Here is a 21,899-nt window from a genome sequence, read left to right on the forward strand (position 1 = left end):
TACATGTCACGACTTCGCAGCCGTCTTGCTCATTACTTTTCTATCAGACAATCTGTGTGAGCACTTCGCGGGAAAGTATCTTCAGGTAAGGAGGTGATCCAACCGCAGGTTCCCCTACGGTTACCTTGTTACGACTTCACCCCAGTCATGAATCACAAAGTGGTAAGCGCCCTCCCGAAGGTTAAGCTACCTACTTCTTTTGCAACCCACTCCCATGGTGTGACGGGCGGTGTGTACAAGGCCCGGGAACGTATTCACCGTAGCATTCTGATCTACGATTACTAGCGATTCCGACTTCATGGAGTCGAGTTGCAGACTCCAATCCGGACTACGACGCACTTTATGAGGTCCGCTTGCTCTCGCGAGGTCGCTTCTCTTTGTATGCGCCATTGTAGCACGTGTGTAGCCCTACTCGTAAGGGCCATGATGACTTGACGTCATCCCCACCTTCCTCCAGTTTATCACTGGCAGTCTCCTTTGAGTTCCCGGCCGAACCGCTGGCAACAAAGGATAAGGGTTGCGCTCGTTGCGGGACTTAACCCAACATTTCACAACACGAGCTGACGACAGCCATGCAGCACCTGTCTCAGAGTTCCCGAAGGCACCAAAGCATCTCTGCTAAGTTCTCTGGATGTCAAGAGTAGGTAAGGTTCTTCGCGTTGCATCGAATTAAACCACATGCTCCACCGCTTGTGCGGGCCCCCGTCAATTCATTTGAGTTTTAACCTTGCGGCCGTACTCCCCAGGCGGTCGACTTAACGCGTTAGCTCCGGAAGCCACTCCTCAAGGGAACAACCTCCAAGTCGACATCGTTTACGGCGTGGACTACCAGGGTATCTAATCCTGTTTGCTCCCCACGCTTTCGCACCTGAGCGTCAGTCTTTGTCCAGGGGGCCGCCTTCGCCACCGGTATTCCTCCAGATCTCTACGCATTTCACCGCTACACCTGGAATTCTACCCCCCTCTACAAGACTCTAGCCTGCCAGTTTCGAATGCAGTTCCCAGGTTAAGCCCGGGGATTTCACATCCGACTTGACAGACCGCCTGCGTGCGCTTTACGCCCAGTAATTCCGATTAACGCTTGCACCCTCCGTATTACCGCGGCTGCTGGCACGGAGTTAGCCGGTGCTTCTTCTGCGGGTAACGTCAATCGATGAAGCTATTAACTTCACCGCCTTCCTCCCCGCTGAAAGTACTTTACAACCCGAAGGCCTTCTTCATACACGCGGCATGGCTGCATCAGGCTTGCGCCCATTGTGCAATATTCCCCACTGCTGCCTCCCGTAGGAGTCTGGACCGTGTCTCAGTTCCAGTGTGGCTGGTCATCCTCTCAGACCAGCTAGGGATCGTCGCCTAGGTGAGCCATTACCCCACCTACTAGCTAATCCCACCTGGGCACATCCGATGGTGTGAGGCCCGAAGGTCCCCCACTTTGGTCCGAAGACGTTATGCGGTATTAGCTACCGTTTCCAGTAGTTATCCCCCTCCATCAGGCAGTTTCCCAGGCATTACTCACCCGTCCGCCACTCGTCACCCGAGAGCAAGCTCTCTGTGCTACCGTTCGACTTGCATGTGTTAGGCCTGCCGCCAGCGTTCAATCTGAGCCATGATCAAACTCTTCAATTTAAAGTTTGATTTGCTGCAACCAGTGCAGCGATGCTCATCTGTAAAACGTCATAATGAATTTCATTATGTGTTCACTCGTGAGACTTGATATTTTTTACGTCCGGAGACGTTGATATCAATCCTGCGAGTGCCCACACAGATTGTCTGATAAATTGTTAAAGAGCGGTGCAATCAGCGCCTTAAGCTGCTGTTGCGAGGTGGCGTATATTACGCTTTCCTCCTTCAGAGTCAAACACTTTTTTCAGCGTTTTTCTCCGGCGGGGTGAATCACTTCACACCCTGCTGAGCCGTCTGCGTTGCCGCTTTGCCGTCTCAGTGGTGGCGCATTATAGGGAGTTAATTCTGGCTGACAAGGGTTTATTGCAAAAAAATGATCGTTCGACCTAAATTTAGCCACAACGCTCTATTTCACAACGATTTGCCTGGTAACTGTGCAAAATCCTGGGCAAAAACTGCGACTTTATCCCAATCGGTGTACTCCACTTCTTTAGATGTGTCCGTCTCACCTCCAGTCATACGCATGATCAGTTGAATCATGATGCGATCAAACCAGCGATAACGTGGATAACGCAGAGCGCCAGCAAACACAGCACAGCAATCGGGCTGCCACGGTGACTGTTCCAGAAACTTACGAGTATACGCATTGGTCACAGGCGTGCACTTCTCTGCCTTACGCGCCGTCAGGTTGACGCTAAAGAAGCCGCTAACACGCTGCTGCAACTCGGCCTTGTGCTGCGAGACAAACTTAATCAATGCAGGATGGAAATGACCGTAACGAATGGATGCGCCAATCAACACACGATCATACTGTGACCACTCCACCTTCTCAGCCTCAAGCAGGTCAATCACATCACACAGCTGCTGTGGCGCTAACGCCTGCGCCATACGTGCCGCGATCTCACGGGTTTGCCCATCGCGACTGGAATAAAGAATTAATGCTTTCATCAAATAATCCTGTTTCTCTTTTTATTCACGCCAGAAAGTCGGCGTAAACAGCACCAGCAGTGTGAACACCTCAAGGCGGCCAAACAGCATGGTCAAAATCAAAATCCACTTAGCGACATCATTCATTGAAGTGAAGTTATCGGCCACCACCCCCAACCCCGGTCCGAGGTTATTCAGCGTTGCCGCCACCGCCGCAAAAGCAGAGAAGTCATCCACGCCGGTCGCAATAATCGCCAGCATACTCAGTAGAAACACCAGCGCGTAAGCGGAGAAGAATCCCCATACCGCTTCAAGAATGCGTTCCGGCAGTGCACGATTGCCCAATTTGATGGTGTAAACCGCGTTAGGATGCACCAGGCGCTTCAGTTCACGTGAACCCTGCTTAAACAGCAGCAGGATACGAATCACTTTCAAACCACCACCGGTTGATCCCGCCATGCCACCGATAAAAGCCGAGCAAAGCAGCAGCACCGGTAAGAACAGCGGCCAACGTGCGATGCTGTCAGTAGTAAAGCCTGCCGTGGTGGCCATCGACACCACCTGGAAAAACGCCTGATTCAGAGTTTGCCAGCCGCTGGCGTAGACGTTGTGGAACCACAGCACTATCGTACAGATCAGCACTAACGTCAGTTGTACGCCAATAAACATGCGGAATTCGGGATCGCGCCAGTAAACTTTAAGGCTGCGCCCGCTTAACAGAGAGAAATGCAGGCCATAGTTACAGCCCGAGATCAGCAGGAATACCGCCACGATGGTATTAATAGTGGGGCTATTGAAGTAACCGATACTCGCATCATGTGTCGAGAAGCCACCAATGGCGATGGTGGAGAAACTGTGGCCGATAGCATCAAACACCGGCATCCCCGCCAGCCATAACGCTACCGCGCACGCCACGGTCAGCAGGACGTAGATCAGCCACAATGTTTTAGCCGTTTCAGCAATACGCGGACGCATTTTATTATCTTTCAGCGGTCCTGGCATTTCAGCGCGATACAACTGCATACCGCCGACGCCCAGAATAGGCAGGATGGCGACGGCCAAAACGATGATCCCCATACCGCCAAGCCACTGCAGCATCTGACGATAAAACAGAATCGCTTTGGGCAAGGTATCCAGCCCGACTAAGGTGGTTGCACCCGTGGTCGTCAGGCCAGAAAAGGACTCAAAGAACGCATCAGTCACCGACAAATGCGGCTGCTCGGCAAAGATAAAAGGCATGGCCCCCACGCTGCCCAGCACGGTCCAGAACAGCACCACAATCAGGAAACCTTCACGCGGTTTGAGTTCGGTTTTCTTTTTGCGGTTAGGCCACCACAACAGCGATCCAATCACAATCGCCATCATAAATGTCTGGCTGAATGCGCGTCCGGCACCGTCGCGGTAAATTAAGGCCACCAGCCCCGGCAGGATCATGGTCACCGAGAATAAAATCACCAACAGGCCCACGATGCGGGTAATGGCGCGAAAATGCATTCAGCCGTTTCCTTTAACAGATGCTTTTAATGGTCCAGCGGGATCAGCGTCAGCGCGCCCCGGCTGTAATCAGAAAGGTTTTGCCGAAAGCCATCAATCTGTGGATGCGGCAGCGCTAACCGTAGCGCAATACGATCCTGATAATGGCTCTCTTCGATGATGCCGTCAAAACGTTGCAGCAAGCGCTCGATATCGCTCAACTGGGCATAGTCACATTGCAGAGTAAAAGATTGCATCGGCACTTTACGTTGACGCGCTAACTGCTTCAGACCCTGTTGCACGCCGCCACCGTAAGCTTTTACCAGCCCACCCGTGCCCAGCATAATGCCGCCATAGTAGCGCACCACCACGGCGGTAATTTCACCGACACCGCTACCCATCAACTGGGCCAGCATAGGTTTGCCTGCGGTACCTGAAGGTTCTCCGTCATCAGAGAAGCCCAGTTGCTGCGAATCTGACGGAGAACCCGCGACCCACGCCCAGCAGTGATGGCGGGCCGCGGGATGCTCCTGCTTCACCTGCTGCACAAAAGCCCGCGCCGCCTCAACGCCATCGGTATGCGCCAGCAACGTAATAAAGCGGCTCTTCTTGATGGTTTCCTCGCTGAGGCTCACGGTCTCAGCGGGAATATCGTAAGCATCCATTAGGCCAGATGCAGATCGCGCGTCATATTTTCAACACGATTGGCGTGAATCACCACATTATCCTCAATACGAATACCGCCGTACGGTTTCAATGCGTCAATCGCCTGCCAGTCAAAGTATTGGCTGTACTTGCCGCCGCGCAGCGCGGCCAGCAGCGAATCAATGATGTAGAAGCCAGGTTCGATGGTCAGCACCATGCCCGGCTCCAGCACGCGGGTGCAGCGCAAATAAGGATACTGGGCTGGCGCAGCCAGATGCGTGCCGTTGTCGTCCTGCATAAAGCCCGCCACGTCATGTACCTGCAAGCCTAACGGATGGCCAAGACCGTGCGGCATAAATGGACCGGTTAAATCTTCCGCCACCAGCGTCTCTTCGGTCAGCCCCTTCACCAAGTCAAACTTCAGTAACAGGCGCGCAATGCGCTGGTGCATCTGCAGGTGATAATCGGTGTAGCGCACACCGGCTTTCAGCGTGGCAATCAGCGCCAGCTCTTCTTTATTCATCGCGTCCACCATTTCGGCATAGCGAGACTTACTTTGCGCCGCATAGCTGCGCGTCAAATCAGCGGCATAGCCAAGGTATTCTGCACCTGCATCAATCAGGAAACTGTGGCGCTTCGCCGGTGGCTGATGGTCAAGTTTGGTGTAATGCAGCACGGCGGCGTGTTCGTTGAGCGCGATGATGTTGCCGTAAGGCACATCGGTGTCGCGATGACCGGTAGCCGTCAGATAGGCGATGTTGATATCAAACTCGCTCATACCCGAGAAAAAGGCCTCTTTCGCCGCACGATGGCCCGCGACGGCCAGCTTCTGCGCTTCACGCATACAGGCCAGCTCGTACTCAGTTTTGATACTGCGATGGTAATGCAGGAAGTCGATCACGCCTTTGGGATTGACACGATCGCTATTGATACCCAGTTGCGTGGCACGCGATGGCACCGGACCAATGTAAGCCACATTATCGCGCTGAGCAGGCAGAAGCTGGGCAATCTCATCGGCATTTTTCAGGCCAATAACATCCACATCGTGGGTCCAGAAGCTATTAGGTAACGGCTCGACGTTATGCCAGTAATCCACCGGAGAGTAGAACCACAACTTGGGTTTATTGACGCCATCGATCCATAACCAGCAGTTGGGCACCTGCGTGACCGGCACCCAGGCTTTAAATTGCGGATTAACTTTAAACGGATAGTCGTGATCGTCGAGAAAAACGGTCAACAGCTCGCCAGAATGAATCAACATGGCATCAAGTTTAAAGCGTGCCAGCACCTGTTGCGCCCGCTGTTGCAGCGTATTGATATGCGCGTGATACAGGGTTTTCAGTGAATCCATGGACTTGTCTCCGATGTCGCGAAATTGGCGGCAGTGTAGCACAGCCGCGTCTGGGTTGCCGTGCTGCACACGCTGTGATCGGCGTACCAAATAAGCAAAGACTCGTTTGCAAAAAATTAACATGCCGCCCACACTCCCATTCATCTGGTATGACCAGATCACCTTTCGCGGTTTCAGGAGACGGACATGCTCTACCAAGGCGATACCCTTTCAGTTCACTGGCTCGACGATGGCATCGCCGAGTTGGTGTTTGATGCACCCGGTTCAGTGAATAAACTCGACACCAAAACAGTAGCTTCATTGGGCGAGGCCCTCGCCGTGCTGGAAAAACAGCCGGATCTGCGCGGCCTGCTGCTCACGTCGGCCAAACCGGCGTTTATTGTCGGTGCTGACATCACCGAATTCCTGTCGCTGTTTGATGCGCCAGAAGAGAAATTGAGCCAGTGGCTGGCGTTTGCCAATAGCATCTTTAATCGCCTGGAAGATCTGCCCGTCCCAACCGTGGCAGCGATTGACGGCTATGCGCTGGGAGGCGGCTGCGAGTGCGTGCTGGCAACCGATTTCCGTGTTGCCACACCAACCACACGTATCGGCCTGCCAGAAACGAAACTGGGTATCATGCCTGGATTCGGCGGCAGCGTGCGTTTGCCACGCCTGCTGGGTGCCGATAGTGCACTGGAAATCATTGCGGCCGGAAAAGATATTGATGGCACCAGCGCACTCAAACTCGGTCTGGTCGATGCCGTAGTGAGTAGCGAGAAACTGCGCGCTGCCGCACTCACCGTGTTGCAAGATGCGATAGCACAAGGCAGTTGGCAGGCCCGCCGCGCACCGAAACTGGCCCCCTTGAAACTCAGCCCGATTGAAGCGGCGATGAGCTTCACCATTGCCAAAAGCATGGTGATGCAAACCGCAGGCAAGCACTATCCCGCACCGATCACCGCAGTGAAAACCATTGAGGCCGCAGCGGGTTTGGGCCGTGATGATGCACTGAAACTGGAAACGGCCGCCTTCGTCCCGCTGGCGCAGAGCGATGTGGCACGCGCGTTGGTTGGCATCTTCCTCAATGACCAGTATGTCAAAGGGTTGGCGAAGAAACACAGCAGTGCAGCCGGTGCTCCGCAACAAGCGGCGGTATTGGGTGCCGGTATCATGGGCGGCGGCATTGCTTATCAGTCGGCATGGAAAGGCGTGCCGGTGAAAATGAAAGATATCAACCCACAGGCGCTGACGCTGGGCATGACGGAAGCCAGTAAGCTGCTAAACAAGCAACTGGAGCGCGGTAAAATCGATGGCGCTAAGCTGGCCAGCGTACTCACCACCATTCAGCCCACGCTGGATTACGCCGGGTTTGAACGGACGGATGTGGTGGTTGAAGCCGTGGTAGAAAACCCGCAGATCAAAGCCAAAGTGCTGGCCGAAACTGAGCAGCATCTTCGTGACGATGCCATTCTCGCCTCCAACACCTCCACCATTCCGATTAGCCAGTTAGCGCAGTCGCTGCAGCGCCCAGAGAATTTTTGTGGCATGCACTTCTTTAATCCCGTGCCACGCATGCCGTTGGTTGAAGTGATTCGCGGTGAGCAGACTTCAGAAGCCACGATCAGCAAAGTGGTGGCCTGGGCCAGTAAAATGGGCAAAACGCCGATTGTGGTAAATGATTGCCCCGGCTTTTTCGTTAACCGCGTGCTGTTCCCCTACTTTGCCGCGTTCAGTCTGCTGCTGCGTGATGGCGCTGACTTCCGCCAAATCGACAAAGTGATGGAGAAACAGTTTGGCTGGCCAATGGGCCCGGCCTGGCTGCTGGATGTGGTGGGTATTGATACCGCTCACCACGCGCAACAAGTCATGGCGCAGGGTTTCCCTTCTCGCATGCAGAAAGATTACCGCGACGCGATTGATGTGCTGTTCGAGGCGAAACGTTACGGCCAGAAAAACGGCCTGGGCTTCTATCAGTGGGAGCAAGACAAAAAAGGCAAAGCACAGAAGAAAACCGATCCGGCTGTTGATGCCCTGCTGGAGCCGATTTGCGAACCCAAACGCGTATTCAGCGATGAAGACATCGCTAACCGCATGATGCTGCCGATGCTCAACGAAGTGGTGCGTTGCCTGGAAGAGAAGATCATCGCCTCACCCGCTGAAGCCGATATGGCACTGGTGTACGGTCTGGGGTTCCCTCCTTTCCGAGGTGGCGCTTTCCGCTACATGGACACGCTCAGCACCAGCAACCTGGTCGATCAGGCTAAACGTTACACCGCGCTTGGCCCTCTCTATGCCATACCCGAGCTGTTAGTACAGAAAGCCCATCAGCATCAGAGCTGGTATCCAGCGGCCCAACCGATTGACGAAGCAGCACTGCAAAGTGCCTGAGGTGAACAAAATGGAAAATGTAGTGATTGTTGATGCGGTACGCACACCCATGGGCCGTTCCAAAGGCGGTGCGTTTCGTCAGGTGCGCGCGGAAGATCTCTCTGCGCATCTGATGCGCGAACTGCTGAGCCGCAATCCTGGTGTCGATCCCGCAGCGCTGGACGACATCATCTGGGGCTGTGTCCAGCAAACGCTGGAACAGGGCTTCAACATTGCACGTAACGCGGCGTTGCTGGCGGAGATTCCTCACCGCGTCCCGGCCAGCACCGTCAATCGTCTGTGCGGTTCATCGATGCAGGCACTGCACGACGCCGCGCGCGCCATTATGGTCGGCGATGCGCACAGCTGTCTGATCGGCGGCGTCGAGCATATGGGCCATGTGCCGATGAATCACGGCGTTGATTTCCATCCTGGCTTAGGCCGCACCGTTGCGAAAGCGGCGGGCATGATGGGATTAACTGCTGAAATGCTGGCACGTATGCACCACATTAAACGTGAGCAGCAGGATGCCTTTGCCTTGCGTTCGCATCAGCGCGCCTGGGCTGCTACACAGCGCGGTGACTTCAAACGTGAGATTGTGCCCACATACGGCCACGATGCGGATGGCGTACTGAAGCGCTATGACATCGATGAAGTGATCCGCGAAGATACCACGCTGGAAGGATTAGCCGCGCTGCGTCCGGCATTCGATCCGGTCAACGGCACTGTGACAGCGGGCACCTCCTCTGCACTCTCTGACGGCGCTGCCGCGATGCTGATCATGAGCGAAAGCCGTGCCAGAGAACTCGGCCTGACACCACGTGCACGCATTCGCAGCATGGCCGTGGTGGGTTGCGATCCCTCCATCATGGGTTACGGTCCGGTTCCCGCCAGTAAGCTGGCGCTGAAACGGGCAGGATTAAGCGTGCAAGATATCGACCTGTTTGAGCTTAACGAAGCCTTTGCCGCGCAGACGCTGCCGTGCATTAAGGATTTGGGGCTGCTGGATCAGTTGGATGAGAAAGTGAATCTGAACGGCGGCGCCATTGCTCTGGGCCATCCGTTGGGATGCTCTGGCGCGCGAATCAGCACCACGCTGCTGAATCTGATGGAACGCCGTGATGCGCACTTTGGTCTGGCGACCATGTGCATTGGTCTAGGTCAGGGCATTGCGACGGTGTTTGAACGGGTTTAATCAGTTGCCATCAGCACGATGAATCGCGCCGCTACAGGGTGAGCGGCGTGATTTATCGTACGCTGATGACTTTAGATAAACGCAAACGCATCGCCGAACATCTGCGCTTCTACCGCACCGCGCTCCGCACAGAAACGCTCGCGTGCAATCTTCGCCATCTCAAAACGACCAGCGATATAGATGTCGTGCTCGCTAAGGGTCGTGTAATCCTGCATCACGGCAGTCAACACCGTGCCACTGCGACCTTCCCAACCTTCCGCTGGCTGCTCGACGACCGGGATCACCTTCAGATTAGGATGCTTCACCGCCAGCGCATTCAGCTCATCCAGATCGTAGAGATGCATCAATTCACGTCCACCCCAGTAAATGGCGATATCGCGCTCTGGCTGCTGGGCCAGCGCCGTCAGCAGAATGGAACGTGCATAAGAGAAACCCGTGCCACCGGCAATCAAAATGATCGGGCGATCACTCTCTTCTCGCAGCCAGGCATCGCCATGCGGCATGTCCACGGTGATTTGACGATCGTTTTTGATGCGATCCATCACCGCCATGGCATAGAGATTGAGGTCAGATGCGCCGATGTGCAGCTCGATGATGTCCTTTTCCATCGGCGTTGAAGCCAGTGAAAACGGGCGCTTGTCACGCTCATCCATTACCACCATCAGATACTGTCCCGCGCGGAAGCTGAAATCCGCTGCTGGAATCAATCGGACGCGGAATACCGTATCCGTAATCGCTTCAACCGAAGTGACTTTGCAGCTTAACGTCGTCATAGGTGCCCTTTTTTATGGTTCTGGCCGCCGTTAGCGCTGCGGCGGCTCGGCAAAGATAGCTAACTCATCCCAAATTGCGTCAATGCGCGCGGTGACGGCCGGATCTTTGACAATCGGCGTCCCCCACTCACGGGTGGTTTCACCAGGCCACTTGTTGGTGGCATCGAGCCCCATCTTCGAGCCCAAACCGGAAACCGGTGAGGCGAAATCAAGATAGTCGATAGGCGTGTTCTCCACCATCACGGTATCGCGCGCCGGATCCATACGTGTCGTAATGGCCCAAATCACATCGTTCCAGTCGCGTGCGTTAACATCGTCATCGCACACAATCACAAACTTGGTGTACATAAACTGGCGCAGGAAAGACCAGACGCCAAACATCACGCGCTTGGCATGGCCGGCATACTGTTTCTTTATCGTCACCACCGCGAGGCGATAAGAACAGCCTTCAGGCGGCAGATAGAAATCAACAATCTCCGGGAACTGCTTGATCAGAATCGGCACCAGCACTTCATTCAGCGCAACGCCTAACACCGCAGGTTCATCCGGTGGACGACCGGTGTAAGTCGAGTGATAAATCGGGTTACGTCGCTGCGTTACGTGCGTCACGGTAAATACCGGGAAACTATCTACTTCATTGTAGTAGCCCGTGTGATCGCCGTAAGGGCCTTCAGGTGCCATGTCGCCAGGCTCGATATAACCTTCCAGCACGATTTCCGCACTCGCCGGCACTTCCAGGTCGTTGGACAAGCACTTCACGACTTCGGTTTTGTTGCCGCGCAGTAAACCGGCAAAAGCGTATTCGGACAGCGTGTCAGGCACTGGCGTCACGGCACCGAGAATCGTCGCGGGATCGGCCCCCAGCGCTACCGAGACGGGGAAACGCTCGCCGGGATGGGCTTTACACCACTCCTGGAAATCCAGTGCGCCGCCGCGATGGGACAACCAACGCATGATAACGCGATTCTTACCGATCACCTGCTGGCGATAGATGCCGAGGTTCTGGCGCTCTTTGTGCGGTCCACGCGTCACGGTGAGGCCCCAGGTGATCAGCGGTGCCGCATCACCCGGCCAGCATTTCATTACCGGAATACGCGACAGATCGACATCATCGCCGCTAAATACCTCTTCCTGACACGGCGCATTACGCAGACGCTTGGTCGGCATATTTAGCACTTGCTTGAACTGCGGCATCTTGTCGAACAGATCGCGGAAACCTTTTGGTGGCTCGGGTTCTTTCAGGAACGCCAGCAGTTTACCCACTTCTCGCAGGGCACTGACCTCTTCCTGGCCCATGCCCATCGCCACACGTTTTGGCGTACCGAACAGATTACACAGCACCGGCATGTCGTACCCTTTAGGGTTCTCAAACAGCAGTGCCGGGCCACCCGCACGGAGGGTGCGATCGGCAATTTCAGTCATCTCCAGCTCAGGATCGATTTCCTGAGTGATGCGCTTTAGCTCGCCTCGCTGCTCAAGCAACGCGAGGAAGTCTCGTAAATCCTGATATTTCATGCGGCGTTAGCTTCCGGCCAAAGTGAATCGGGAAGTATATACCCAAACATTAAACGGGCTGACAGGAGAATGGCACCAGCGATTGAATCGCCAGCACATCGTGATACGCCGCGACAGGCTCGCCATGACGGAAAACTTTAAAATCTTCACCACGTGCGCTGTAGTAACGCAGGCGGTTTTCACTCACGTGCAGGAAACTGGCTTCACGCAGCGCAATCACCGACTCATGCGGATTAACCGCGCAGAACTCGGCCAGACGCTCGTCACGGGTTTCGCCCATATGGCCACTGACGTGCGCATCCAAATAGTGCGGATTGATCTGTACCGGGAACAAGCCCAACGCAGGCAACACCACGCTGCTGCGCACCGGCATATCGTTGGTGGTGCGAATCGAAGGTGTGGCGACATTACAACCGGCGCTCCAGCCCACGTAAGGCACATCACGCTCACGTACCGCACGCTGAATCGCCACAATCAGACCTTGTTCATGCAGCATCTGATTGAGGAACCAGGTATTGCCACCGCTCACCAGGATTAACTCCGCCTGTTCAATCGCCGCCACCGGCGAGGAGAATTCGTGCACGGTACGCACCTGAATGCCCAGAGAGTCGGATAAGTCTTGCGCGCGCTGCGCGTGATCACCACGAATGATGGCATACGGCACCAGCACCGCCGAGGTAATGCCCCGCTGCGCGATCATGGCGTGCAGTTGCGGGTGTGCGTAGCTCAGCAAAGGCGCATCATCAGCCACTTTGCCATTACTCAACAAGAACAGTTCCATCAGCCAGCCCTTTTCAAATTCATGCGAAAGATGGAGAGGGAGTCTGATACAGATGGTCATCAGCCGTCAATTTTCTTGCAAGAAAGCGTTAATAAGCCGCACCAATCGGAAAATTCGTAGTGATTTTTATTTCTCAGCCGCGTTTCCGCTGGCCGATGCGCTATAACTCTGACAGCAGGTTTGTTATTCTTAGCGTCCAATATTTGGGAGCAGTTATGGAATCCTGGTACTTACTCTATTGCAAACGTGGACAGCTGTTGCGCGCGAAAGAGCATCTTGAGCGGCAAGAGGTGAATTGCCTCAGCCCAATGATCGCTCTGGAGAAGATTGTGCGCGGCAAACGCACCACGGTGAGTGAGCCGCTGTTTCCAAACTATCTGTTTATCGAGTTTGACCCCGAAGCGATTCACACCACCACAATCAGCAGCACGCGCGGCGTCAGCCACTTCGTGCGCTTTGGTGCGCAACCGGCCACCGTATCCAGTGAAGTGATCGAAGCGCTGCAAACCGATGTGCCGCAAATTATGCTGGACCCGGAAACGCCACAAAGCGGTGATGAAGTGATCATCACCGAAGGCACCTTTGAAGGGCTGCGCGCCATCTTTGCCGAACCCGATGGCGAGACACGCTCGGTATTGCTGCTAAATTTGCTGAACAAACAAGTAATGCGCAGCGTCGACAACAAACAGTTCCGTAAGGTCTAAGCCAGCTTAAACAGTTGGCGCGCGTTGCTATCCACCTGCAAGCCTAACGCTTCCGCCTCTTCCCCACGCCAGTTTGCCACTTGCTGCACAATATGCGGCAGGAAGCAGGGTTCATTACGACGTGAAGGGGGGCGTGGATGCATATCGCGCGGGAGCAAATACGGCGCGTCGGTTTCCAGCAGCAGACGATCAGAGGGAATCAGCGGTAACAATTCACGCAGTTCCATGCCACGCCGTTCATCGCACACCCAGCCGGTAATGCCCACCGATAAGCCCAGAGCCAGGCAGGATTCCAGTTCCTCGCGCGTACCGGTAAAGCAATGCACCACTGCTCCCACTAATTTTGGCAGCCACGGCTCCAGCACAGCCGCGAAACGGTCGTGCGCTTCCCGACAGTGCAGAAATACCGGCAACTGCAATTCTGCCGCCAGCGCCAGCTGTGCATCAAACGCATACTCTTGTTGATCGTGAGCGGCCAGGTTGCGATTAAAATCGAGACCGCACTCCCCAATCGCCACCACCTGCTCGCTCTCGGCCAGACGACGTAGCGTATTCGCTGTCTCTGCCGACCATTCACTGGCGTGATGAGGATGCACCCCGGCCGTGGACCAGCAGTAACCTGGATGCAGTGCCGCTAACTGGCGCGCCTGTTGGCTCTCCAGGGCATTAGTTCCGGTAATTAACAGGCCGGTGACGCCTGCTTCGCGCGCACGTTTCACAACCTGCTCGCGATCTTTTGCGAATTGCGTGCTGGTCAGGTTTACACCGATATCAAACATGTTTTCTCCCAAATAAAAACCGCCCAGAGGGCGGTTTCGATTGATTCACCCGCTCGCTGACGGGAAGCCCTGCTCAAAAGACATCAGGATTCAGTGTTCTGTTCCTCGTCCTCTGACGCTTTGCGACCTTTTCCCACATAGTAGCGGGAGAAGAATACGCCGACTTCAAACAGGCAGTACATCGGAATAGCGAGCAAAGTTTGCGAGAAAACATCCGGCGGTGTGAGCAACATTCCAACCACGAATGCGCCAACCAGCATATAAGGACGTTTCTTTTTCAAATCTTCCGGTGAGGTAATACCCGTCCAGCAAAGCAGCACAATCGCAATCGGGACTTCAAACGCCACGCCAAACGCCATGAAAATGGTCATAACGAAGTCGAGGTAGTTGGTGATATCGGTCGCGATAGTCACACCTTGCGGTGCGGTCTTGGCAAAGAAGCCAAACGCCAGCGGGAAGACGATGAAGTAGGCAAAGGCCACACCCACGTAGAACAGCAGCGTACTGGAGAACAGCAACGGCATGACCAGCTTACGTTCATGGCGATACAGCGCAGGCGCCACAAATGCCCATACCTGATAAAGGATCACCGGCACGGCAAGAAAGACCGAAACAATGATGGTGAGCTTTATCGGAGTAAAGAACGGTGATGCCACATCGGTGGCGATCATACTGGCACCGGCCGGCATTTGGCTGATCAGCGGTGATGCCACCAAGTGGTAGATGTCGTTAGCGAAGTAGACCAGGCACAAAAAGATAGCAAACACCGCAATAATGCAGTTCAACAAACGCTTACGCAGCTCAATCAGGTGGCTGATGAGCGGTTGGGTATCTTCAACGGCCATGTTTATCGTTCATCTTTTACGGTGGGTGTCGGCGTCGTATTGTGCGGAGCACTGGCGGGTGCCGCTGTCTCCGCTGGCGCCGTTGTCACAGGTTGAGGTGCCTGCGCCGGTGCACTGGCCTGCTGCTCTGCGGATGCCGGGGTCACCCCAGGTTGAGGAGAGGTAGCAGGTTGCGCGGCAACAGGCTGCGATTGATGAATGGTGTTGGCTTCATCTTCCGCTTTCTCGATATCGATACTTTGCTGCACAGAGCGTTTCATCGAGTCCGCAGTTTTACGCAGTTCTTCCATGGACTCTTTCAGCTCCGGCGACAACGAGCCGCGGCCTGCTTCTTCGACTTTTTTCAGGCTGTCCTGCAATTCCTGCAGTTTCAGCTCCTGCGCCAGTTCGTTTTGCACGTTAGCAGCCAGGGAACGAATCGCTCGAATCCAGCCCACGACGGTTTTCACCGCAACCGGTAATCGTTGTGGGCCCAGTACGATCAGCCCAATAACGAACACCAATACCAGTTCACTAAAACCAATATCGAACACAGTTAACCCTTACTTGTCTCGGGCGTCGTCTTTGCTCGCCGAGGTTTGCTGTTTGTCTGCCAGAGTTTTGGCGTTGAAGTCAGCGTCCTGCTCTTTCGGTTGATCCTTTTTATCGTCTTCATCGCCCATGGCTTTTTTGAAGCCACGAATGGAAGAACCTAAATCCGAACCCAGGTTGCGAAGTTTATTGGTACCGAACAGAAGTACAACAATGACGGCAATGATTAACAATTGCCAAATACTGATACCGCCCATGAGATATGCCTCTAATATTCTGTGAAAAACTATTGAATGTAACGCACAGAAAGCCCGTATGAATTCGGGCTTTAGCTTGCGACATTACGCGATTTGCACCAGGCAGACAATCAGTTTGTCTTACGCCAGCCGATAAGCCAGGTCACGATGCCAGCGGCCATTAAAAGCGCGGGGAAGAAATCCCAGTCAGGTCGACTTAACAGCACTGCGGTGCCACTTAATAACAGTGTAGCCCCTACCCCAAACAGATAACGTGCCTTGTGATGACGTGTGCGCTGTGCGTTCATGTCGCTCACCAGCTTATCGACACTGTGCTGCAATAATTTATGCTGACGCATGCTGTCATAGAACAATTCAGGCAGCTCTGGCAGCTTCTCGGCCCAGAAAGGCGCCTTGTCTTTGACTGCGCGCAAAATGGCCGGAATGCCAATCTGATCTTTAATCCAGTCTTCAAGAAATGGCTTAGCGGTTTTCCACAAATCCAGCTGCGGATAAAGCTGACGACCAATGCCTTCGATATACAGCAAGGTTTTTTGCAACAGCACCAGCTGGGGCTGCACTTCCATGTTGAAGCGACGTGCGGTGTTGAACAGGTTCAACAGCACGTGTCCAAATGAGATCTCTGCCAGTGGCTTCTCGAAGATCGGTTCGCACACCGTTCGGATAGCGAATTCGAAATCTTCGACATTGGTATCTGGCGGTACCCAGCCTGAATCCACATGCAATTCGGCGACTTTGCGGTAGTCACGATTGAAGAAGGCGATAAAGTTTTCTGCCAAATAACGTTTATCTTCTTTATTTAGCGAGCCGACGATGCCGCAATCAATGCCGATATATTGCGGATCTTCAGGATGGTCATAACTGACAAAGATGTTGCCCGGATGCATGTCGGCATGGAAGAAGCTGTCGCGGAAAACCTGGGTGAAGAACACCTGCACACCGCGTTCTGCCAGAATCTTCATATTGACGCCATGCTGCTCCAGCGCCGCCACATCGGAAATCGGGATGCCGTAAATACGCTCCATCACCATCATGGATTCGCTGCAGTAATCGGAGAAAACTTCCGGCACATACAGCATGTGGCTCTGTTCAAAGTTTCGACGCAGCTGAATCGCATTCGCTGCTTCGCGCAGCAGATTGAGTTCATCAAGCAGCGTTTTTTCGTAATCGCGCACCACTTCAACCGGGCGCAGACGACGACCATCCGGCAACAGACGCGGCACCCAACGCGCCATGCGATAAATCAGCTTCATGTCCGCTTTGATCACCGGCAGGATGTCAGGGCGGATCACTTTGATCACCACTTCGCGACCGTTGGATTTCAACGTGGCGGTGTGCACCTGCGCAATTGAAGCGGAAGCCAGCGGCTTAATGTCAAAATCATCAAACCAGGTCTCCACCGGGCCACCAATCGAGCGCTCAATCTGCTCTTTCGCTTTTAGGCCATCAAAGGGGGCCACTCGGTCCTGCAATACCGCCAGCTCATCGGCAATCGCCGGTGGGAAAAGATCCCGGCGCGTTGAGAGCATTTGACCGAACTTGATCCACACCGGACCGAGCTGCTCCATTGCCAGACGAATGCGCACGCCCGTTGAATCATTTTTGTGTTTGTTGGGGATCCAGAAAATACAGCGTCGCCAGATTCGCAGCGGCAACGTGATGCGCATGTGGGGGATCAGTTCATCAAGACCGTAGGTCAGGAAGATCTTGATAATGAAGTATAAGCGCCGAATTTCTCCCAGCGTCATTTCGCCTCCAGCTGTGCTAAACGCGTTTCAAACGCATTAAGCGAACGTTCCATCGCTTCGACCTCCTCGCAGAACCAGGCAAGTTCTAATGCGCCCGGCGCGACACGCCACTCTTCAGTCAATACCTGGCCAAGATAGTCCTGCCGACGCGTAACCTGCTTCTGCACGAATTTCAACGCATGCTGTGCAGCCTGGCTCACGCCCTGCGCTGCAATATCGCCAATCCAGGGTGCGAGATACTCTGCTGGGTCGAGTTCAGCAAGATCCATCAATGCAGAAAACTGCTGCACCACCTGCAGATCGCCTTCTACGTCCAGCTCACCGCTGCGGATCAGGCTGGTGAGTTGCTGACGATCGCGCAGCTTCGGCAGAGTGCTCAAGCGCAGACTGACGCTGCAATCGCTGCTGTCTTGCCAGTCACTCAGCACATCCAGCTGTGATTCGCTGAACACCAGCACCAGCGGGAAATCCAGCTCTTGCAGGCGCAGCGTTAACACTTTGCCCGCCAGACGCTGGCGCGCAGCTTTCAAACTACGATCGCGATAGAGAACACGATTGAGGGCGGTCTCAAGACCGCCGGTAATAATCGGGGTAAAAGTCATGATTAATCAGAACTTAAAGCCGCGATGCAGCGCCACAATACCGCCGGTCATGTTGAAATAGGTGGTATTTTCAAAGCCGGCATCGTTCATCATCGCTTTCAGGGTTTCCTGATCGGGATGCATACGAATGGATTCTGCCAGGTAGCGATAGCTTTCCGCATCCTGCGCCACCAGTTGGCCGATACGCGGCAAAATGTGGAATGAATAGGTATCGTAGGCTTTGCTCAGCGGTTCCAGCACCGGTTTAGAGAACTCCAGCACCAGCAGACGACCACCCGGCTTCAGCACGCGGAACATCGATGCCAGCGCCTTCTCTTTTTCGGTGACGTTACGCAGGCCGAACGAGATGGTGATGCAATCGAAATAGTTATCCGGGAACGGCAATGCTTCAGCGTTAGCCTGCACATAGCTGACGTTGCCTGACACGCCCATGTTGCGCAACTTCTCACGGCCCATTTTCAGCATCGAGCTGTTGATGTCCGCTAACACCACCTGACCGGTTTCACCCACCAGGCGGGAGAATTTCGCCGTTAAATCACCGGTGCCACCGGCCAGATCCAATACACGTTGACCACGGCGCACGCCGCTGCTGTCAATCGTAAAACGCTTCCAGACACGATGGATGCCAAACGACATCAGATCGTTCATCAGGTCATATTTTGCCGCTACGGAATGAAACACGTCCGCGACTTTATCGGCCTTTTCGCTTTTCGCGACGGTCTTAAAGCCAAAATGAGTAGTTTCCTGCTGTGATTCATCTGCCATCGGGTTTACCTGTTCCACAAACAATTCTTGCCGAAGTGTATCAGAGTCACGCTACGCGAGCACGTGACCACCGTGCTATTCGTTGATGCGGCGCAGCGAAGCAGGTGAAGAATCTGCTGGCTTTTCATCGGGCTCACTGTCATCGGCCCAATCCTCGTCCGCCTCCTCCGGCTGCGCTTGCTCTACCAACTGAGGATTAATCGGCCGTTTGATCTCCACGCCGAGCGATCGGAAAGCCTCACTTTGCGCAATCAGGTTACCGCGCCCTTCCGCCAGCTTCTTCATCGCCTGCTGGTAACTTTGCTGGGCTTTATCGAGGTTGTGACCAATGCCACTCATATCATCCACAAACAGTCGCATCTTGTCGTACAGCCGCGCAGCGCGGTCGGCGATACGTTGGGCGTTACGGCTCTGATGCTCATAACGCCACAAGTTGTTGATGGTACGCAGCGCCACCAGCAAGGTTGTTGGGCTGACTAACATGATGTTTTGCTGCAGAGCTTCGCTGATCAGCTCTGGCTGGCGATCGATCGCTAACAAGAACGCCGGCTCAACCGGAATAAACATCAACACATAATCCAGAGAGCGTAAACCGGGCAATTGTTGATAATCTTTTCGCCCCAGCAAGCGGATATGACCACGCATGGCGCTGACGTGTTCCTGAATGGCCTGCTCGCGCGTGGCTTCATCTTCCGCGTTGAAATAGCGTTCATAGGCGATCAACGTCATCTTGGCATCAATCACCACATCCTTGCCCTGTGGCAGCCGCACGATGACATCCGGTTGCATCCTGCCCTGCTGCTCCAGCTGCACGCTGACCTGCGACTCATACTCGTGGCCTTCACGCAGCCCTGAGGCTTCCAGTACCCGAGCCAATACCACTTCGCCCCAGTTACCCTGAATTTTGTTATCGCCTTTTAATGCTTTGGTCAGGTTCACCGCTTCCTGTGCCATCTGCACATTCAGCTGCTGTAACTGACGGATTTCATGCGCCAGCGTATGACGTTCACGCGCTTCCTGGCCAAAGCTGTCATGTACCTGACGCCGAAAACCATCCAGCTGTTCGCGCAGCGGGCCAATCAGGCTGTTGAGGCTTTGGCGATTTTGCTCATCAACGCGACGCCCGCTGTTTTCAAAAATGCGATTGGCGAGATTTTCAAACTGAGCGCTGAGACGCTGCTCGCTGTTGGTCAGCAAGCGCTGCTTCTCCTCCGCGCCATAGCGCGTCTCTTCCAGACGTATAGTGACTTCGCGCAATTCTGCTTCCTGCGCACTGTTCACTTCCAGCTGATTACGCAACTCCCGGCTAAGCTGCTCGCTTTCACCGCGCCAGTAATCAAGCTGTTGCAGTCTTTCCTGTGCTCCGCTGAGCGCACCGTGCAGTTGGCGCAACTCTTGTTCGCGCTGCTGGATTTGCTGCTGCAGATACTCATGCTGTTGCTGCTGACGCTGCTGCGCCTCTTCCAGCAGGCGCCGCTCGGTGGTGAAGCTGGCGTGCTGTTGACCAGCGCGCAATTGGGCCAGTATCCAGCCAATGCCCAATCCGGCCAGCGCCAGCGCGCCGCTGATGATAAGTTGCTGATCCATAATTCCCCCGCGGATCGATTCGCTGGGGGAAAAGGTAAAATGCTACTGTATAAATGTCCAGACCGATTTACGCCTTCGGTTTCGAGTCGCAGGCGCGTTGGTTTGATTGACTGGCTTCAGTCACTGACTGGCAGTGCTTTTACCGTCAATTCCCCCGCTTTCCATGCATCAATCAGGAAAAATGGCATTGGCAGCATCCATTCGCTGTCTTTGACCTTGGCGGGATAGCGCCAGCTTTGCCCATCACAGGTCAGCTCAATCTGCTGCCAGCCGTCGGTCACGTTTTCGACTTTACCCGCCATGCTGGAAAATCCGGCATTACTGCCAACATGGAAGCGGTCGGTCTGCCAGCGAATCGGCGGATGCGCGGGCCATGCCTGTGCATGATGAAACTGGAACAAATCATCATGATTCAACACACTTTCTCGTACCGTCGGCCACAGCGCCACTTTGAGGAAGTACTGATCGGTGAAACGTTCACTGCCGCTGTACTGCACAATAAAATCCCGCATCTGCTGCTCAACGTTGTGGAACACGCCGTGACAGCCGCCCCACATCCCCGCCAGCAAAAGTTCGGTATGGGTGAAATAGTCGCGCATATGGTGGAACCAGTAAGGCGAGGCAAGCCAGGCATCCACTGCCGCTACTTCACGTTCAGAGAGCAAAGAGTCCGCGTCACGCACGATATAGCGTTTGACGCTGGGGTCATCCATTACCAGGAAGCGCCATAGCGTCGGGAAAATGGTTTTCTCGTGCGACATATCCACCAGCTGGGTATTGGGCTGCTTCAGACGCTGCCAGACATGCGGCGGCACGCTATCGTCGAGATAAACCCGGCAGATCCAGCTGGGATACAGCTCGCGGGCGACGTCGATATTTTTGATCAGCGTTTCGCAATAGCGCGGCTGCCCACCATACAGGCTGAAAGAGATGATGTTTTCGTTGGGACTGCCAGGATTATACGGCGGTGGTGTTCCCACAGGAAAAGCCACCTTGTTGCCCTGGCGGAAAATCGCATCTGATTTTTCCAGCGATTCCCGGCCATAACGGGCCACTTCTTCCGGTTTTCCCAGCCATCCACACACTTCAGTTAAGCCATCGAGCCAGGTTTCAGAAGCCTGCGCACGCTGCGCGGCTGGCGCCTGGTAGATTTTTTGATAGGTCTTGTAGGATTTTTTGTAATCCCCGATCCGCATCAGCGTTAGTGCATAGTCGCTCAGCACCTGCATGTTGTGGGGCATGACGCGCAGCACTTCTTCACAGCACCGGCATGCAACGGGAAAATCAGAGGCCGCCATGGCCTGACGAAAACGCGCTGCAACACCTTCAATACGTGATTGCGCCGCAGCGGCAGGGTTTACCAGGGCAGGACGAGGAGCAGAAACCGTTTTGCGCATAGTTTGTTCTCAGAATCAGCTGAAATTGTGCGCAATTTAATCAGGCAATTGC

At 54.5% G+C, this 21,899-nt stretch carries 19 protein-coding genes and 1 rRNA gene; 3 read left to right on the forward strand and 17 right to left on the reverse strand.

Features of this window, described 5'->3' with window-relative positions:
• Positions 1-86: 86 nt before the first annotated feature.
• The 5 genes from LK04_RS17870 to pepQ form a co-directional block, all read right to left on the reverse strand.
• Positions 87-1,626: ribosomal RNA gene (locus LK04_RS17870) — 16S ribosomal RNA — on the reverse strand.
• A gap of 408 nt (positions 1,627-2,034) precedes the next feature.
• On the reverse strand, positions 2,035-2,571 hold the full coding sequence (gene hemG / locus LK04_RS17875; RefSeq protein WP_039329285.1) for a menaquinone-dependent protoporphyrinogen IX dehydrogenase: 537 nt from the start codon (positions 2,569-2,571) through the stop codon (positions 2,035-2,037).
• 21 nt (positions 2,572-2,592) lie between these two features.
• On the reverse strand, positions 2,593-4,044 hold the full coding sequence (gene trkH / locus LK04_RS17880; RefSeq protein WP_039329284.1) for a Trk system potassium transporter TrkH: 1,452 nt from the start codon (positions 4,042-4,044) through the stop codon (positions 2,593-2,595).
• Between the two features lie 26 nt (positions 4,045-4,070).
• Positions 4,071-4,688 (reverse strand): IMPACT family protein, encoded by a 618-nt coding sequence (locus LK04_RS17885; RefSeq protein WP_039329282.1) that lies wholly within the window; start codon positions 4,686-4,688, stop codon positions 4,071-4,073.
• Complete coding sequence (pepQ, locus tag LK04_RS17890; protein ID WP_039329281.1) at positions 4,688-6,019, reverse strand: Xaa-Pro dipeptidase; 1,332 nt, start codon at positions 6,017-6,019, stop codon at positions 4,688-4,690. The genes LK04_RS17885 and pepQ overlap by 1 nt, the downstream gene beginning before the upstream one ends.
• A gap of 186 nt (positions 6,020-6,205) precedes the next feature.
• On the opposite strand from pepQ, the gene fadB reads away from it, so the two are divergent.
• Positions 6,206-8,389 (forward strand): fatty acid oxidation complex subunit alpha FadB, encoded by a 2,184-nt coding sequence (fadB, locus tag LK04_RS17895; protein ID WP_039329279.1) that lies wholly within the window; start codon positions 6,206-6,208, stop codon positions 8,387-8,389.
• Between the two features lie 10 nt (positions 8,390-8,399).
• Positions 8,400-9,563: an acetyl-CoA C-acyltransferase FadA gene (gene fadA, locus LK04_RS17900; RefSeq protein WP_039329296.1), complete on the forward strand. Its 1,164-nt coding sequence runs from the start codon at positions 8,400-8,402 to the stop codon at positions 9,561-9,563.
• A 71-nt stretch (positions 9,564-9,634) separates the two neighbouring features.
• Here fadA and fre read toward each other — a convergent pair whose 3' ends face one another.
• Genes fre through pepE form a run of 3 tightly spaced genes read right to left on the reverse strand, consistent with a single transcriptional unit; the run spans position 9,635 to position 12,632 of the window.
• Positions 9,635-10,336, reverse strand: a complete 702-nt coding sequence (gene fre / locus LK04_RS17905; RefSeq protein WP_039329278.1) for an NAD(P)H-flavin reductase — start codon at positions 10,334-10,336, stop codon at positions 9,635-9,637.
• A 30-nt stretch (positions 10,337-10,366) separates the two neighbouring features.
• Positions 10,367-11,851, reverse strand: coding sequence for a 4-hydroxy-3-polyprenylbenzoate decarboxylase (ubiD, locus tag LK04_RS17910; RefSeq protein ID WP_039329276.1), 1,485 nt, complete (start codon positions 11,849-11,851; stop codon positions 10,367-10,369).
• A 49-nt stretch (positions 11,852-11,900) separates the two neighbouring features.
• A complete protein-coding gene (gene pepE / locus LK04_RS17915) occupies positions 11,901-12,632 on the reverse strand; it encodes a dipeptidase PepE (RefSeq protein WP_039329295.1) in 732 nt (243 codons plus the stop codon).
• 215 nt (positions 12,633-12,847) lie between these two features.
• Between pepE and rfaH the strand changes: the two genes are divergently transcribed.
• Positions 12,848-13,336, forward strand: coding sequence for a transcription/translation regulatory transformer protein RfaH (gene rfaH, locus LK04_RS17920; protein WP_039329275.1), 489 nt, complete (start codon positions 12,848-12,850; stop codon positions 13,334-13,336).
• Here rfaH and tatD read toward each other — a convergent pair.
• The 9 genes from tatD to LK04_RS17965 all read right to left on the reverse strand — a co-directional run bounded on the left by tatD (position 13,333) and on the right by LK04_RS17965 (position 21,847).
• Entirely contained in the window at positions 13,333-14,115 is a 783-nt protein-coding gene (tatD, locus tag LK04_RS17925; protein WP_039329274.1) for a 3'-5' ssDNA/RNA exonuclease TatD, read from the reverse strand. The genes rfaH and tatD overlap by 4 nt on opposite strands.
• Positions 14,116-14,198: 83 nt before the next feature.
• Positions 14,199-14,960 (reverse strand): Sec-independent protein translocase subunit TatC, encoded by a 762-nt coding sequence (gene tatC / locus LK04_RS17930; RefSeq protein ID WP_039329272.1) that lies wholly within the window; start codon positions 14,958-14,960, stop codon positions 14,199-14,201.
• Positions 14,961-14,962: 2 nt separating this feature from the next.
• Complete coding sequence (gene tatB / locus LK04_RS17935; protein ID WP_039329271.1) at positions 14,963-15,493, reverse strand: Sec-independent protein translocase protein TatB; 531 nt, start codon at positions 15,491-15,493, stop codon at positions 14,963-14,965.
• A gap of 9 nt (positions 15,494-15,502) precedes the next feature.
• Entirely contained in the window at positions 15,503-15,748 is a 246-nt protein-coding gene (gene tatA / locus LK04_RS17940; protein WP_038643775.1) for a Sec-independent protein translocase subunit TatA, read from the reverse strand.
• Between the two features lie 110 nt (positions 15,749-15,858).
• A complete protein-coding gene (ubiB, locus tag LK04_RS17945; RefSeq protein WP_039329269.1) occupies positions 15,859-17,496 on the reverse strand; it encodes a ubiquinone biosynthesis regulatory protein kinase UbiB in 1,638 nt (545 codons plus the stop codon).
• Entirely contained in the window at positions 17,493-18,098 is a 606-nt protein-coding gene (gene ubiJ, locus LK04_RS17950) for a ubiquinone biosynthesis protein UbiJ (RefSeq protein WP_039329268.1), read from the reverse strand. The genes ubiB and ubiJ overlap by 4 nt, the downstream gene beginning before the upstream one ends.
• Positions 18,099-18,104: 6 nt before the next feature.
• The gene (ubiE, locus tag LK04_RS17955) at positions 18,105-18,863 is read right to left on the reverse strand and encodes a bifunctional demethylmenaquinone methyltransferase/2-methoxy-6-polyprenyl-1,4-benzoquinol methylase UbiE (RefSeq protein WP_039329266.1); all 759 of its coding nucleotides are present in this window, start codon (positions 18,861-18,863) and stop codon (positions 18,105-18,107) included.
• Between the two features lie 75 nt (positions 18,864-18,938).
• Positions 18,939-20,450, reverse strand: a complete 1,512-nt coding sequence (rmuC, locus tag LK04_RS17960) for a DNA recombination protein RmuC (RefSeq protein ID WP_039329264.1) — start codon at positions 20,448-20,450, stop codon at positions 18,939-18,941.
• A gap of 116 nt (positions 20,451-20,566) precedes the next feature.
• A complete protein-coding gene (locus LK04_RS17965) occupies positions 20,567-21,847 on the reverse strand; it encodes a tetratricopeptide repeat protein (protein WP_039329263.1) in 1,281 nt (426 codons plus the stop codon).
• Between the last annotated feature and the right edge of the window lie 52 nt (positions 21,848-21,899).

The organism is Pantoea vagans, from assembly GCF_001506165.1.
GTDB classification, from domain to species: Bacteria; Pseudomonadota; Gammaproteobacteria; order Enterobacterales; family Enterobacteriaceae; genus Pantoea; species Pantoea vagans_C.

What these genes read in the sequence shown, in the direction of transcription:
- hemG (WP_039329285.1), bottom strand. Translation starts at nt 2,571, where the DNA reads ATGAAAGCATTAATTCTTTATTCCAGTCGCGATGGGCAAACCCGTGAG.
- pepQ (WP_039329281.1), bottom strand. Translation starts at nt 6,019, where the DNA reads ATGGATTCACTGAAAACCCTGTATCACGCGCATATCAATACGCTGCAA.
- tatA (WP_038643775.1), bottom strand. Translation starts at nt 15,748, where the DNA reads ATGGGCGGTATCAGTATTTGGCAATTGTTAATCATTGCCGTCATTGTT.
- pepE (WP_039329295.1), bottom strand. Translation starts at nt 12,632, where the DNA reads ATGGAACTGTTCTTGTTGAGTAATGGCAAAGTGGCTGATGATGCGCCT.
- tatD (WP_039329274.1), bottom strand. Translation starts at nt 14,115, where the DNA reads ATGTTTGATATCGGTGTAAACCTGACCAGCACGCAATTCGCAAAAGAT.
- ubiE (WP_039329266.1), bottom strand. Translation starts at nt 18,863, where the DNA reads ATGGCAGATGAATCACAGCAGGAAACTACTCATTTTGGCTTTAAGACC.
- fadA (WP_039329296.1), top strand. Translation starts at nt 8,400, where the DNA reads ATGGAAAATGTAGTGATTGTTGATGCGGTACGCACACCCATGGGCCGT.
- fre (WP_039329278.1), bottom strand. Translation starts at nt 10,336, where the DNA reads ATGACGACGTTAAGCTGCAAAGTCACTTCGGTTGAAGCGATTACGGAT.
- ubiD (WP_039329276.1), bottom strand. Translation starts at nt 11,851, where the DNA reads ATGAAATATCAGGATTTACGAGACTTCCTCGCGTTGCTTGAGCAGCGA.
- LK04_RS17965 (WP_039329263.1), bottom strand. Translation starts at nt 21,847, where the DNA reads ATGCGCAAAACGGTTTCTGCTCCTCGTCCTGCCCTGGTAAACCCTGCC.
- ubiJ (WP_039329268.1), bottom strand. Translation starts at nt 18,098, where the DNA reads ATGACTTTTACCCCGATTATTACCGGCGGTCTTGAGACCGCCCTCAAT.
- tatC (WP_039329272.1), bottom strand. Translation starts at nt 14,960, where the DNA reads ATGGCCGTTGAAGATACCCAACCGCTCATCAGCCACCTGATTGAGCTG.
- LK04_RS17885 (WP_039329282.1), bottom strand. Translation starts at nt 4,688, where the DNA reads ATGGATGCTTACGATATTCCCGCTGAGACCGTGAGCCTCAGCGAGGAA.
- trkH (WP_039329284.1), bottom strand. Translation starts at nt 4,044, where the DNA reads ATGCATTTTCGCGCCATTACCCGCATCGTGGGCCTGTTGGTGATTTTA.
- rmuC (WP_039329264.1), bottom strand. Translation starts at nt 20,450, where the DNA reads ATGGATCAGCAACTTATCATCAGCGGCGCGCTGGCGCTGGCCGGATTG.
- rfaH (WP_039329275.1), top strand. Translation starts at nt 12,848, where the DNA reads ATGGAATCCTGGTACTTACTCTATTGCAAACGTGGACAGCTGTTGCGC.
- fadB (WP_039329279.1), top strand. Translation starts at nt 6,206, where the DNA reads ATGCTCTACCAAGGCGATACCCTTTCAGTTCACTGGCTCGACGATGGC.
- ubiB (WP_039329269.1), bottom strand. Translation starts at nt 17,496, where the DNA reads ATGACGCTGGGAGAAATTCGGCGCTTATACTTCATTATCAAGATCTTC.